The sequence below is a fragment of the Pseudarthrobacter sp. Hb11 genome, from assembly GCF_059383655.1.
This window is the reverse complement of the sequence record NZ_JBWZCM010000010.1, coordinates 68,439-81,353: the sequence shown is the minus strand read 5'-3', so window position 1 is coordinate 81,353 and position 12,915 is coordinate 68,439. Positions and strand designations below refer to the sequence as shown.

17 protein-coding genes are annotated in these 12,915 nt (G+C 65.0%); 8 read left to right on the top strand and 9 right to left on the bottom strand.

Annotated elements, in window-relative coordinates:
- The first annotated feature begins 239 nt into the window (after nt 1-239).
- The 3 genes from AC50X7_RS14055 to AC50X7_RS14045 all read left to right on the top strand — a co-directional run bounded on the left by AC50X7_RS14055 (nt 240) and on the right by AC50X7_RS14045 (nt 2,185).
- Nucleotides 240-1,424, top strand: coding sequence for a metallophosphoesterase family protein (locus tag AC50X7_RS14055; RefSeq protein WP_494979579.1), 1,185 nt, complete (start codon nt 240-242; stop codon nt 1,422-1,424).
- A gap of 176 nt (nt 1,425-1,600) precedes the next feature.
- A complete protein-coding gene (locus tag AC50X7_RS14050) occupies nt 1,601-1,996 on the top strand; it encodes a DUF1801 domain-containing protein (protein ID WP_494979578.1) in 396 nt (131 codons plus the stop codon).
- A gap of 9 nt (nt 1,997-2,005) precedes the next feature.
- On the top strand, nt 2,006-2,185 hold the full coding sequence (locus tag AC50X7_RS14045) for a hypothetical protein (protein ID WP_494979577.1): 180 nt from the start codon (nt 2,006-2,008) through the stop codon (nt 2,183-2,185).
- On the opposite strand, the gene AC50X7_RS14040 is transcribed toward AC50X7_RS14045, so the two are convergent.
- Nucleotides 2,182-2,553: a hypothetical protein gene (locus AC50X7_RS14040; RefSeq protein ID WP_494979576.1), complete on the bottom strand. Its 372-nt coding sequence runs from the start codon at nt 2,551-2,553 to the stop codon at nt 2,182-2,184. The genes AC50X7_RS14045 and AC50X7_RS14040 overlap by 4 nt on opposite strands.
- 108 nt (nt 2,554-2,661) lie before the next feature.
- Here AC50X7_RS14040 and AC50X7_RS14035 point away from each other — a divergent pair, with 108 nt between their 5' ends.
- Entirely contained in the window at nt 2,662-3,294 is a 633-nt protein-coding gene (locus AC50X7_RS14035) for a hypothetical protein (protein WP_494979575.1), read from the top strand.
- The gene (locus AC50X7_RS14030; RefSeq protein ID WP_494979574.1) at nt 3,294-3,527 is read left to right on the top strand and encodes a helix-turn-helix domain-containing protein; all 234 of its coding nucleotides are present in this window, start codon (nt 3,294-3,296) and stop codon (nt 3,525-3,527) included. The genes AC50X7_RS14035 and AC50X7_RS14030 overlap by 1 nt, the downstream gene beginning before the upstream one ends.
- On the opposite strand, the gene AC50X7_RS14025 is transcribed toward AC50X7_RS14030, so the two are convergent.
- Nucleotides 3,528-3,719, bottom strand: coding sequence for a GNAT family N-acetyltransferase (locus AC50X7_RS14025; protein ID WP_494979632.1), 192 nt, complete (start codon nt 3,717-3,719; stop codon nt 3,528-3,530). It abuts the gene before it with no gap.
- A gap of 330 nt (nt 3,720-4,049) precedes the next feature.
- Here AC50X7_RS14025 and AC50X7_RS14020 point away from each other — a divergent pair, with 330 nt between their 5' ends.
- Together AC50X7_RS14020 and AC50X7_RS14015 are read left to right on the top strand one after the other, a co-directional pair.
- Complete coding sequence (locus AC50X7_RS14020) at nt 4,050-4,427, top strand: MarR family transcriptional regulator (RefSeq protein ID WP_494979631.1); 378 nt, start codon at nt 4,050-4,052, stop codon at nt 4,425-4,427.
- Nucleotides 4,424-5,683, top strand: a complete 1,260-nt coding sequence (locus tag AC50X7_RS14015) for an MFS transporter (RefSeq protein WP_494979573.1) — start codon at nt 4,424-4,426, stop codon at nt 5,681-5,683. The genes AC50X7_RS14020 and AC50X7_RS14015 overlap by 4 nt, the downstream gene beginning before the upstream one ends.
- A gap of 105 nt (nt 5,684-5,788) precedes the next feature.
- On the opposite strand, the gene AC50X7_RS14010 is transcribed toward AC50X7_RS14015, so the two are convergent.
- From AC50X7_RS14010 to AC50X7_RS14000, 3 genes are all read right to left on the bottom strand, one after another.
- Entirely contained in the window at nt 5,789-6,256 is a 468-nt protein-coding gene (locus tag AC50X7_RS14010; RefSeq protein ID WP_494979572.1) for an SRPBCC family protein, read from the bottom strand.
- A gap of 70 nt (nt 6,257-6,326) precedes the next feature.
- Entirely contained in the window at nt 6,327-7,259 is a 933-nt protein-coding gene (locus tag AC50X7_RS14005) for a 2-hydroxyacid dehydrogenase (protein WP_494979571.1), read from the bottom strand.
- 86 nt (nt 7,260-7,345) lie between these two features.
- Nucleotides 7,346-8,329 carry a phosphotransferase gene (locus AC50X7_RS14000; protein ID WP_494979570.1) on the bottom strand — a complete coding sequence of 328 codons (984 nt, stop codon included), beginning with the start codon at nt 8,327-8,329 and terminating at the stop codon, nt 7,346-7,348.
- Between the two features lie 142 nt (nt 8,330-8,471).
- On the opposite strand from AC50X7_RS14000, the gene AC50X7_RS13995 reads away from it, so the two are divergent.
- Complete coding sequence (locus AC50X7_RS13995; protein WP_494979569.1) at nt 8,472-9,224, top strand: ArsR/SmtB family transcription factor; 753 nt, start codon at nt 8,472-8,474, stop codon at nt 9,222-9,224.
- Between the two features lie 80 nt (nt 9,225-9,304).
- On the opposite strand, the gene AC50X7_RS13990 is transcribed toward AC50X7_RS13995, so the two are convergent.
- The 4 genes from AC50X7_RS13990 to fdhA form a co-directional block, all read right to left on the bottom strand.
- Nucleotides 9,305-9,520, bottom strand: a complete 216-nt coding sequence (locus tag AC50X7_RS13990; protein ID WP_494979568.1) for a hypothetical protein — start codon at nt 9,518-9,520, stop codon at nt 9,305-9,307.
- 53 nt (nt 9,521-9,573) lie between these two features.
- On the bottom strand, nt 9,574-10,935 hold the full coding sequence (locus AC50X7_RS13985) for an MFS transporter (protein ID WP_494979567.1): 1,362 nt from the start codon (nt 10,933-10,935) through the stop codon (nt 9,574-9,576).
- A 73-nt stretch (nt 10,936-11,008) separates the two neighbouring features.
- Nucleotides 11,009-11,359 carry a GNAT family N-acetyltransferase gene (locus tag AC50X7_RS13980; protein ID WP_494979566.1) on the bottom strand — a complete coding sequence of 117 codons (351 nt, stop codon included), beginning with the start codon at nt 11,357-11,359 and terminating at the stop codon, nt 11,009-11,011.
- 113 nt (nt 11,360-11,472) lie between these two features.
- Nucleotides 11,473-12,690 carry a formaldehyde dehydrogenase, glutathione-independent gene (gene fdhA, locus AC50X7_RS13975; RefSeq protein WP_307096331.1) on the bottom strand — a complete coding sequence of 406 codons (1,218 nt, stop codon included), beginning with the start codon at nt 12,688-12,690 and terminating at the stop codon, nt 11,473-11,475.
- Nucleotides 12,691-12,915 lie beyond the last annotated feature (225 nt).

Here is a 12,915-nt window from a genome sequence, read left to right as displayed (position 1 = left end):
TCTCACTGGCAAGATTGTTTCCTGACGAGGAGCGTCGGCAACCCCGGCCACTTCAGCGGGCATGGCCCAATTCTCAAGGTAAGCATACTTACTATCTGCCCTCAAGCCTGCATCGGCGCCGTCGACACCGCCGCCGCATCCGCTGTTCACCACGCGTTTGGAACCTGGACGCCGGGCCTTCCTATTGTCGCAGGGACGGCGGCCGGAAGTGTGGCCGCGAAAAATGCAGGAAGGCAGCCATGACCATCAAAATAGACCAGCCCGGCTTCAGCAGGCGCGCCGCTTTAGCGGCAGCCGGAACCCTCGGCGCGCTGGGAGCCGCAGTGGCCGTGGGGACCGGCGCCAGCGCGGCGCCGGGGGCGAAGGCGCCCAAGCCAGCCCTCGCGTTCCGCCCGGACGGCCGGTTTAAGGTGGTCCAGTTCAACGACACCCAGGACGATGAGCAGACGGACCGCCGCACCATCGAACTGATGGACCGGACCCTGGACGTGGAAAAGCCGGACTTTGTGGTGATCAACGGGGACGTCATCAACGGCGGCTGCGATACCGAACTGCAGGTCAAGCAGGCACTGAACCACGTGGTCCAGCCGATGGAAAGCCGCAAGATCCCCTGGGCCGTCACCTTCGGCAACCACGACGAGGACTCGGTGGCACGTACCGGGATGACCGAAGCCAAGATGCTGCAGTTCCTGCAGGGCTACGAGTCCAACGTCAACGGCGACACCACCGACGGCGTCACCGGAACCTCCAACTCGCTGCTGCTGGTGCGGTCCTCCAAGTCCAAGGACCCCGCATTCGGCCTGTGGCTGATCGACACCGGCAGCTACGCCCCGGACAGTATCAACGGCCAGGACTTCGAAGGCTACCCGGACTGGGACTGGGTGCGCATGGACCAGGTCACCTGGTACCGGAACCTTTCCATCGCCACCGAGCAGAAGTACGGCAAGAAGATCCCGTCCCTGATGTGGGGGCACATCGCCCTGCACGAGCACCGCAGCATGTGGTTCGCCAGCATCGATTCGCGGACGGACGCGGACCACCAGCGCGCGGTGAAGAAGCACAGCATCGTGGGCGAACGGAACGAGGACGAGTGCCCCGGCCCCTTTAACTCCGGCCTGTTCAACGCCTTCCTGGAGCGCGGCGACGTCCGCGGCTACTTCGTGGGCCACGACCACGTCAACACCTACGTGGGCAACTACTACGGGGTGGAACTCGGCTACGCGCCCGGGACCGGCTTCGGCGCGTACGGGCTGCCGGGCGCCGACCGGAACAGGCTCCGCGGCGCGCGCGTCTTCGAGCTCGACGAGAACCACGCCGGGATCTACAAGGAGACCCGGCTGGTGTTCGCGAAGGACCTGGGCATCGATCTGGCGGCGAATGACCAGCCGATCACTCCCCTGCCCCTGAACCCGGCACAGCTCTAGCTGCAACTTCCGGATCTCCGCCATCCGCAGCCGAACCATTTCCGACACCACGTCATCGGGAACGGGATGGTCCGCGCGATGCCCCGCGCCCGGCCGCTTCCCCTGGCAGCCTGACCGCGGAATCATAGCCTTGGAGCCGCCGTCGTTCTGAAGTACCCAGTTGGAGGAGTTCCCCGATGAGCTACGAGAAGGACCCCCGCGTCGATCAGTACATTGATGCCCTTCCGCAGTGGCAGCGGGACATCTGCCTGCAGGTGCGCGACCTGGTCCACGCCGCCGACGCCGCCGTCGACGAAACGATCAAACGCACCGTCCAGCCGTACTTCGTCCTGGAGGGGAACGTCTGCGCGCTGCTCGCGGCGAAGGACCATGTCAATGTTTTCCTGTACGACGGCGGCATCACCCCGGACCCGCACCACATCATCACCGCGGGCCACGGGAACAAGACCGGCCGGATGATCTCGTATCACGAAGGCGACCCCATCAACGAAGAGGCCCTCGTGGAGATGTTCCGTGCGATCATCGCCAACAACCGGGCCGGCGGGTGGCGGAAGATCAAGGCTGCGCAGTAGCAGGTATCCGTGTCGTCACCTTTCCTGATCGATAACAAGCCCAGCGCGAAGACGGGCACGGTGACGAGCACCTGCGGCCTGATGGACGAACACAGCCCGGTATCCGCTTTGCACATGATCCGTCGGCACTGCCCTGCCTCCCGCAACCCCAACAAGGCCCGGGTTGCTTCCGCTAATGAGAAGCGCTAATGAGAAATTGTCGGCCCGCAATTGGGTAAGTGTGCGGTCCTCGCCGGGGACCTGCATGCCCCGGGAAAGCGCTCCGGGGCACATTCGACCCTCCGGTGGGCAACGGACTTGGCGTGGCGGATCTCGATGGACTCGATGGATGGCGTTCCCGCCAGATGCGCCTTGTGGCGGAACCGGGATGCGGGCATCTCCCCGATCGGGCACCCGGTGGCGGGATGGGGCGCGTTCGGGTCCAGGAAGTGTGCCTCGAGGGCGGCGGCCCCTTCGGGATCGAGGCTTGCGGTCTCGTCGGCCATGGCCAGGGTGTGCCGCCAGGAGATGGCGCCGGCTTGCAGCGCGGACAGGGTCAGCGGCAATGAACTGGCCAAGGTGTGGGAGGTTAGCAAATTGTAAGCACAGTTCTTGACCTGCCGAGGACCCGGCCAGTAGGTTATCGACTGTCGTTATTACTGATAGTCGATAACTTTGGGGGAAATATGAAATTGGCCAAGGGCGTTGCCCGCCGGACACCGGGCAGCAAAAGCGTCGTCTCCAAAACGGACGCAGTGGCACTGATGATTGTCTCGGCCGCCGTGGCTGTTGCGACGACGATCATGACCGTCTCCGGAATCACCGCCTATTTCACCGGTCCCGTGACCCTGACACTGCCGTTGGCCACCACGCGATGGACTTCGGACGGCCTGCGTTTGGGAGCGGAGGCGCATTTCACCTCAATCGAGGCGACCATCCCCGCACTCCCGGCCAGCGAGGCTGCCCTGTTGGCCTGGGCCGGAGCGCTGAACCACCTCGGCGTCCTGGCCGTGCTGGCCCTGCTGTTCATGCTCGCCTTCCGCCTCAAAGGCGAGAACCTGTTCTCCGCGGGCTCGGTGTCCACCGTCGGAACCTGCGGTGCAGTCCTGGCAGTGGCGGGAAGTGCCGGGCAGGTTCTGGACCAGGTTGCCCGGGGCCGCCTTGCGGAAGCGATCGGGGTAAATGGCGCAGAAGAAGGCATGGTCTTTATTGGGCACTTCAACTTCGTACCGGTGGTCGCTGGAGTTGTGCTCACCCTGGTGGCCGGCGTGTTCCAGTTCGGCGGCCGCCTGCGGAAAGACACCGAGGGCCTGGTCTGATGCCAGCCGAGGATACGACCGGCATCCATTGCCGCCTCGACGAACTGCTGGAACAGCGCGGAATGACACTGACTGAGCTAAGCAGGCGGGTGGGGGTGAGCCTGGTGAATCTTTCGGTTTTGAAAAATGACAGGGCCAAAGCCATCCGGTTCTCAACTTTGTCAGCCGTATGCCGGGAGTTGGACTGCGAGGTGGGAGACCTACTGGTAACAGACCCTGCCGCGGCCGGCTAGTTAATGAGCGGACGGCACAGGCTCCGGCCCCTCCCGGACCATCCGTATCTCCGGCACACTTTCCCACTCGGGCGGAAGCAGGCCCCGCCGGCCGTCCGGCCGGAACCCGTGCCTGTGGTAGAAAGCCTGCGCCCGCGGGTTGCCCTCGAGCACCCACAGGTACGCCGGGGACTCCCCGATCGCGGCACCCAACAGGGCCGCACCCAAGCCCCTGCCCTGCGCCCGAGCCAGGATGTAATTGAATACAACTCCCGCGGAACGGGACCATCCCCGTCACGGCCCGGCAACGCACCTTCCGTCTTGGAAGGCAGCACCCTTCCAGCTGCCCGGTGACGCACATCAACCTTTTCAAGCCTTGCCGATCCTTCGACACCGCAGCATACTTATTAGCAGGACTAATTAGCAGTGCTAAGCATCTTCAGGAGGCGCAACGCAAGCGTGACCACAACCAACACCGAGAGCAGCGAAAGTACCGAGTCGGCCAGTCCCAACAACCTGGCCATAGACCTCCGCACAGCTGTGATGCGCACTTCCCGCCGGCTGCGCGTCGAGGCAACCGGCGAGGTCATCACCCCGGGCCAGTACACAGTCCTGGCACAGCTGAACGGCAACGGGGCGCAAACCCTCCGCACACTCGCCGAACGGGAGCACGTGCAGGCGCCGTCGATGACCAGGATAGTAAACGCCCTCGCTGGGCAGGGCTTCGTCTCCAGGGCGGCAAACCCCGACGACGGACGCCAGGTCCACGTGGACATCACCGACGCCGGGCGGGCCGTGTTGGCAGAAGCCCGGACCCAGCGGACCGCGTGGCTTGCCCAGCGCGTGGCCGGTCTGAGCGAAGAGGACCGGCTGGTCCTGAGCCGCGCCGCGCACATCCTGCAGGAGATGAGCGGCAAATGAGCGCCATGTTCCGGGCCTTGGAAAACCGCAACTACCGGATCTGGGCCGCCGGGGCGCTGGTGTCCAACGTCGGCACCTGGATGCAGCGGGTGGCACAGGACTGGCTGGTCCTGACGGTCCTCACCAACCATTCGGGCGCCGCCGTCGGCATCACTACCTCCCTGCAGTTCCTGCCCATGCTGCTGCTCGGGCCCTATGGCGGAGTCCTGGCCGACCGGTACCGCAAGCGGGTGATCCTGCTGTGGACGCAGGTGGCCATGGGCCTGACCGGGCTGGTGCTGGGACTCCTGGTGGTGACCGGCACCGCCCAACTGTGGCACGCCTACCTGGCCGCCCTCTGCCTCGGAATTGCCGGTGCCATCGACGCACCGTCACGCCAGGCGTTCGTTTCCGAACTTGTGGGACAGGATAATATCTCCAATGCGGTGGCACTGAACTCCGCGTCCTTCAACACCGCCAGGCTCACGGGTCCCGCCGTCGCCGGCCTGCTGATCGCGTGGGTGGGCACCGGACCGGTGTTCCTGATCAACGCCGCCAGCTTCGCCGCCGTCATCATCTCGCTGCTCCGGATCCACACTCCGGGACTGGCCCCGCCCGCCAAAGCCGACCGGGGCAAACACCAGGTCGCCGAAGGCGTGCGCTACGTCCGGCAGAGACCGGACTTGGTGCTGATCATGGTCCTGGTGGGCATCCTGGGCGCCTTCGGCATGAACTTCCCCATCATCAATGCGCTGATGGCCACCGTCGAGTTCGGGATGGGCCCCGGTGAATTTGGGCTCCTGGGCTCCATCATGGCGGTGGGCACACTGGCCGGCGCGCTGCTCGCAGCACGCAGGGCGGGGCCGCGGCTGCGGTTCCTGCTCGGCGGGGCGCTCGGGCTCGGGTTCTTCACGCTTCTTGGAAGCGTTTCGCCGTCGTTCTGGCTGTATGCCGCGGTGCTGATACCTGTCGGCTTGGCGTCAATCACGTTCCTGAACAGCTGCAACACCAGCATCCAGCTCTCGGTGGAGCCCCAGTTCCGCGGACGGGTGCTGGCCCTGTACCTGGCAGTCCTGCAGGGCGGAACCGCCGTGGGGGCACCTTTGATGGGCTGGATTGGCTCGGAGTTCGGCGCACGCTGGTCCGTGGCGGCCGGCGGTGCGGTGGTTTTGGTAACTGCGCTGTTCGCTGTGACCATGGTCAGCCGGAGGAGCCACATGACCTTCCGCGACAACCTTCGGATCGTGTTCCGCAGGCGGCGCCAGCCGGCGCTCTAAAGGGGCGGCCAGCCAGCGCTCTAAGTGACCGGACGACGGCGTCGCCGGACTTTCGCTGCCGGAAGCCTCGGGTGGGGCTGCTGTGGGTGGCGCGGGCCGCCGTCGTCAACTCCTTCTTGCTGCCACAGCCTCGGTGAGCGACTTCAGCCCGCGTTCGAAGTCCGACCCCACCAGCTTGTCCATATTCATAAAGAGCGCAAACACCTTTGCGGGGCCCTTGCTCTCCCCGGTCATCGCCCAGGTGACCTCGGTGCCGTCCGGCACCGGGGTGAACGTAAAGGACGTCGGATTCAGCGCCTTGAAGGGTTTGGTGAACTGGAGCCGGACGTTGATTCGGCTGGCGGGTACGGACTCAACGATCTCCATGGTTCCACTGCCGGCCTTGCGGTTGCCGCTCCACTCATAGCCGGCTCCAACGCCGGAGTCGCTGCCGAAGTAGCGCCGGTCCATGCCCGGGTCCACCGCTTCCCACGGGGACCACTTGGTCCATTCGTGGAAGCTGTTGACCAGCGGAAAGATGTCTTCGGCGGGGGCAGGAATGACCGCGCTGCGGCGGACCTCATAGGTGGACATGGCCCCAGCTTAGGAGCCGGGGCCACGTCTGCACAGGCCACCGGACCGTCGATGTGGCTATTGGCAGTAGCTAGCCTTGGGCCGACCCGCCGAGCACCACGTTCACCGGTTCCTTGCCCTCAAGCATCAGCCCGATCTGTTGCTTGATCAGCCGGACCATCCGCGGGAACATTGCCGAGCTCGCCCCGCCCACGTGCGGGGTAATCAGCACATTGGGGGCAGTCCACAGCGGATGAGCCGCCGGCAGCGGCTCCGGATCAGTGACGTCCAATGCGGCCCGCAAACGGCCGGAGGACGTCTCGGCCAGCAACGCATCGGTGTCCGCCACCGGGCCGCGGGCCACGTTTACCAGCAGGGCGCCATCGGGCATGGCGGCGAGGAACTTCCCGTCCACCAGCTTCTGTGTCTGCTCGCTCAGGGGAACGCTGACCACCACGATGTCGTGGAGCGGCAGCTGCTCGTACAACGAGTCAATCCCAAAAATCTTTCCGCCGGAGTCCTCACGTTCGCGGCTGGCCATCCGGGTAACGTGTGTTTCGAACGGCAGCAGCCGCGCCTCGATGGCCTTGCCCACTCCCCCGTAACCGACCAGCAGGACGCGCCGGTCTGCCAGGCTGGGCCGCTCGCCGTTGCCCCACGTCCCGCTGGCCTGGTCCCGCACGAAGTCCACCATCCCGCGCTGGCTGGCGATCATCATCCCCAGGGCGAGCTCCGCCGTCGACGTCTCGTGGACGCTCGCCGCGTTGGCGAAAACGAAGCCGCCGGACAGAACGTCCTCGACGCCGTCGTACCCGATGGACTGGCTCTGGATCAGGCCGATGTCCACTGACTTCAGCGCCGCCAACACCTCCGGGCCGCGCATGTACGGCGGCACCACGATGTCCAAGCGTTCCGCGGGGGCAGGCCCGGAAAAGTCCCACAGCAGGAACTCGACGCCGGTGGTCGGCTCCAGCGCATCCAGCAGTTTCTGATCCGGAAGGGACACGCGCAGCGGCCGGGTCATGCCGCCACCACGGGGAGTTGGAAGGATTTCATAAGGGTGATCTTAGTGTGCTGTGCCGTGGAAGAGCAGTTGGCTGACCGCTTTGGTTACTCGACTTGGGCCAGAGCCTGCGCCGTTAGCAGGACGATATTCCGCTGATCCTCATAGTGGCCGGCCAGGGAATCGTTCAGCTCCTTGAGCCAGCCGTTGCCGGTCGTTTCGAGGACCGTCGCATCGAGGTCGAGGATTGCGGGCGCCTCCAGGACCTGCCGTGCAGAGAGTGCTGCGCGGTGGACTTGCAGCTCCTCAAGAGTCACGGCCAGGCCGGAGCTTTGCTGGTACCCGGCGAGGAATGCGTCAAGGAGCTCCGGGTGCTCGGGCACATCCGGAGTTGAACCGAGGAGGTCGCGCACCGCGGAGGCCACATCTGTAGCGGCGGGCATAAGCCCGCATTCGTCCAGGTCAAAGCAGGTAGCTCGTCCCTGCGACCACCGGAGGTTGTCGAGCTCAAAGTCCCCATGGCCCAGCACGTTCGGCCCAGGGCCCAGGCGCTCGGTCAATAGCGTCAGAATTTGTGCCGCCTCGCGCAGGTCCTGATCGGGGTGTGCCATCAAACGGGCAAACACGTTCGCCTGCTGTTGCGGGTCTGTACTACTTAGCGCACCGGCGGCCTGATGAAAGCCAGCCAAGGCCGCACCCCAGGCGGCGGCAGCACCGGCGTCGAGCCCGTCCGTGTCCAGCTCCTCACCGTCGACTCGCCTGACCATGCACGCTGCCACCTGCCCCAACGGGGTCGGGACCAGCTCTACAGGCCGGCCTTCGCCTGAACGCACAAGTCCCGCAACGGGAGCTTCGGCGTCACTGAGCCGTGCATGAAGCTGGGCTCCCCGCTGCAGGCGCGCTCCCGCCGTCGAGCCGGCGGGAGCGAAGCGGGCATACAGGACACCGTGGGCGTCACCTTGGGGCGGAAGGACGAAGACATGCGCCGCAGAGGAACGCCAGTACCTCAGGGCACCTGCAGGGATACCCCACTTCAGGCCTACAGCATCGGCCACCGGCGAGCGCCACTCGCCGTCGACCGCTGCTTTCATTCCTGAAATCTGACTCAAAGGCAACATGCTGCCCATCCTGCCACGGCGGCCGCTGCCAAGTTTCGGCCCCACCTGCTGTCAGGGGCAACCTGACCTAGGGAAGCCTTGATAGGTGACCATATGGTCACCTATCATTATTCCTATGGATGCCGTGTTCAAGGCGCTCTCAGACCCCACCCGACGGGACTTGCTCGACGAGCTCTTCCGGGAAGACGGGCAGACCCTCGGTGCTCTTGAAGGCCGCTTCGACATGACCCGCTTCGGGATCGCCAAGCACCTTCGGATCCTGGAGGAAGCCGGGCTGGTGGTGACCCGCCGTCGGGGGCGTGAAAAGCTGCATTTCCTGAACCCGGTCCCCATCCGGCTCGTCCACGACCGCTGGGTGAGCAAATACGCAGAACCATGGGCCGCTGGCCTCAGCGACCTCAAATCCAGATTGGAAAGTCCCATGGAAAAAATCTTCGAGATCTACATCAAGACCACGCCGGAACGGCTCTGGGAAGCCATCACGGACAGCGAAATCCGCAGCAAGTACCAGTTCGGAAACACTATCCAAACCGACTGGACGCCGGGCGGGCGCTTCACCATGAACAACGTCAAGGCCGGCGCACCGCTTGGCGAAGGCGAGAACCTTGAGGTGGACCCGCCGCGCCGCCTTGTCCAGACCATGCGCGCGCTCTGGGGCGATGACGTCAAAGCCGAAGGAACCTCAAAGATCACCTGGGACATCGAACCGGTGGGTGATTCCTGCCGCCTCACCGTCACCCACAGCGACCTCCGCGAGGGCGCCAACGAACAGCTCTACGGCGGCTGGCCGATGATCCTTTCCGGTCTCAAGACCTGGCTGGAGACGGGCGAGAAACTCACCACGCCCGGCTCACTGATGTATACCTGAACTGGCGGACGCAGACCTTACTACGGCGCGTCGACGTCGTTCTAGGGCTGTGATGTAAAGGCTGTAGGCGGTGGGGGGCGCTACCCGGCCGGAGGCCGGTTGGTGCCGCCCCATCCCCTGCCCCGCAGGTTGCGCGTGGCCACCAGCGAACCGCCGATGAACAGCACGCCCAGGACCACGATCGCGACGCCCACGTAGAACCATGCACCCCGGCCGAAGATCATCAACGCCGCGCCCAGGACGCACAGGCCCTTCGCGGTGATGTCCAGGTACAGCTGCGTCTTTGGAGAAGCCATAGCTCCACGATAAACCCGGCGAACACGGGTCCGCACGGCCCTTCGAAACCGGCCTACTCGGTCCGCTGCCGCCACAGCAGGCACACACCGAACGTCACCAGACACAGGACCAGCATGGCGAGCACCATCCGCGCCCAGCTTTCCTGGTCCACGCCGGCGGCCGCGAAGACGCCGATCATCACGGTGGCGGCAATGGCCCCCACGTACCGGCAGGTCTGGTAGATACCGGCCGCCACTCCCCGCTCCTGCGCCCGGGTGGAGACAAACATGCCCTGGTTGGTGGCGATGCTCACCGTTCCGTACGGGATACCCATCAGTGCTGTCAGCACCACCACCAGCGGAATTACCAGCGTCCCGGTGAGCAACCACATCAGCGCGGCCACGGCGGTCAAGAGTACGACGCCGGCAATCAGCACGTGGCGCACGCCGAACTTTTCCATAGCCTTGACTGCCCACGGCGTGGCGACGACGGACATCGCGGCGAGCGGCAGCATCAGCAGGCCCACCACGCCGGGATCGTAACCGCCTGCTTCCTGCAGCAGCTGTGGCAGGCCGAAAAAGACAAAGTAATAGACGCTGCTGAACACCGCGAAGCCCAGGTACACCAGCATCAGCGGGCGGTTGCGTCCCAGCAGCCGCAGATCCAGGAAGGGACGGTTGAAGCGCAACTCGCGCCAGGCGAACAGTACCCCGATCGCCGTTGCGGCCGCCAGCATCCACCAGCGGTAGCCCGGCGCCACGTTCAGCGCCGCCATCATCACCAGCAGCAGGGCAGTTACGAAGGCCAGAATCCCGGGGATGTCCGAGTCCCGGATCAGCTCGGCAAAGCTGCCGCGTTCCCGGGCTTCGTCCTTTGGTGCGGCCTGCCGGACGATCAGCAGCGCGGCGAGCGCCAGCGGAACGTTGACCAGGAACAGCGCTTCCCAGCCCACAAAGCTCACCAACAGGCCACCCACCACAGGCCCCACTGCCGCCGCCGACGTGTTGGCCATCTGGAGCCGGCCCAACGGACGGGCGGAGTCCACGTTGGCCCGGTGTGCAAGGGCTCCCACCATTACCACCGCGCTGGGATAGGCGGTAGCCGTACCAAGTGCCATCACGGCCCGGGCCACGCAGAGCAGGGCGAAGTTCGGCGCGAGCGGTGCCAGTGCGCAGGTGACGGCAACCAATGCCATGCCGAGCATAAACATCCGCCGCGGTCCGAACCTGTCGGCGAGCCTGCCCATCACGGGCTGGCCCGCGGCTGAGGCGAGGTAGAAGGAGGTAACCACCCAGGTGACGGCAGCTACGTCGAGCCCGAAGTCGACGCGGAGCACCACCAGCGCCACCGCGATCATTGAGGAGTTGAGCGGGTTCAATGCCGTGCCCAGGCTGAGGCCTGCGACGGCCAGGGCAGTCCGGGGTTTGTTGCTCACGGAAACAGTCTGGTGCACCGGCCGGGCGTTCGCGACTTTGATGAAAACCGCGGACGGGCAGGTGCGGGGTCCGCTAGCGGGTGCGTGCAGCGAGCGCGGTGTCCAGGAATTCCAAGTGGGCGGGGGCCGTGCGGACCGTGTTCGCCTCATATTCGGGGTGCTTGGTCAGGAACTTCTTGATGTAGGGGCACACCGGCACGATTCCGAACCCCGCACTGACCGTCTCGTCCAAAGCCGCCGTGGCGAGCTGCCCGGCCAAACCTTGCCCGCCGTATTCCTCGTTGATCACGGTGTGGTAGAAAATCCGCTGGGGTGAGGCGCCGCCGTCGTAATCCTTGTACGCGGCCTTGCCGATCACGTTGCCGGCGTCGAAAATTTCGAAGCGCTGGTGGCCGGGGTTGTGGCGGACGGTGATCTGGCTCAAGGGGATCTCCTTCGATGCGGTTATTTTGCTGCCCGTGCAAAGCCTAACCCGGGCCGGGCAGCCCTTATTTCCGTATCGGTTCCCCCACGAGGACCATCGTCCGCCGTTCCGCCTTAGCTCAGGTACCCATTCGGGTTAAGGACGTACTTGGTGGCTGCGCCGGCGTCGAACTCCGCGTAGCCCTTCGGCGCTTCTTCCAGCGTGATGGGCTTGGCGTTAACGTTCTTCGCGATGCTCACCCTGTCATGCAGGATGGCCATCATCAGCTGCCGGTTGTACTTCATCACCGGGCACTGCCCCGTGGTGAAGCTCAGCGACTTGGCCCAGCCGGTGCCCAGGCTGAGGCTCAGGGCGCCCTTCTTGGCTGCCTCGTCAATCCCGCCCGGATCACCGGTGACGTAGAGGCCTGGGATGCCGAGGGCACCGCCGGCCGCAGTGATGTCCATCAACGAGTTCAGCACCGTTGCCGGAGCCTCCTCGGCGTCCCTGCCGTGCCCCTGCCCGCGCGCCTCGAAGCCCACTGCGTCCACGCCGCAATCCACTTCCGGTACGCCGATGATCTGTTCGATCTGCTCTGCTGGGCCTCCCTTGGTGAGGTCCACCGTTTCGCAGCCGAAGCTCCGGGCCTGCGCCAGCCGGTCCTCGTTGAGGTCCCCCACAATTACTACGGCGGCGCCCAGCAACTGCGCGCTCGTCGCCGCTGCAAGGCCCACCGGACCTGCCCCGGCTACGTACACGGTGGAACCAACACCCACCCCGGCGCTGACTGCGCCATGGTAGCCCGTAGGGAAAATGTCCGAGAGCATGGCCAGGTCCAGGATCTTCTCCATTGCCCGGTCCTTGTCCGGGAACTTCAGCAGGTTCCAGTCGGCGTAGGGCACCAGAACATAATTCGCCTGGCCGCCCACCCAGCCGCCCATATCCACGTATCCGTAGGCGCTGCCCGGACGGTCCGGGTTCACGTTCAGGCAGATGCCTGTTTTGCGTTCCTTGCAGTTGCGGCAACGCCCGCAGGCAATGTTGAACGGCACCGAGCAGAGGTCGCCGACTTTAATAAATTCGACGTCGCGGCCCACTTCCACCACTTCACCGGTGATCTCGTGACCCAGCACCAGGTTGGCCGGTGCGGTGGTGCGTCCGCGAACCATGTGCTGGTCCGATCCGCAGATGTTGGTGGCCACGGTTTTGAGGATCACGCCGTGGTTGACCGGACGTCCAACGTTGGCGGGGTTAACGCCGGGCCCGTCTTTGAGTTCGAAGCTGGGGTAGTCGATGTCGATTACTTCAACCTTGCCTGGCGCTTTATAGGCAACGGCTTTGTTCCCTGTCATCTGTTTCTCCTGTAGTCAGGCCCCCCGGTAGGGCAGCCGTAATTGGGGTAGGTGATGTACCCCTGCAGGCAGTGCCCCGCGCCGATCAGATGGCGCCTCCTTAGGTGCCACTGATCAGGTGCCGACGCTCCTGGGCTGGGGTCTGCCCAGTCTAAGCAGGGCCGGGGAGGCCGTTCCAGAGTCATAAGCGAGGGGGCTCTACCCTTTTTCGGATTAGGGGTTTTG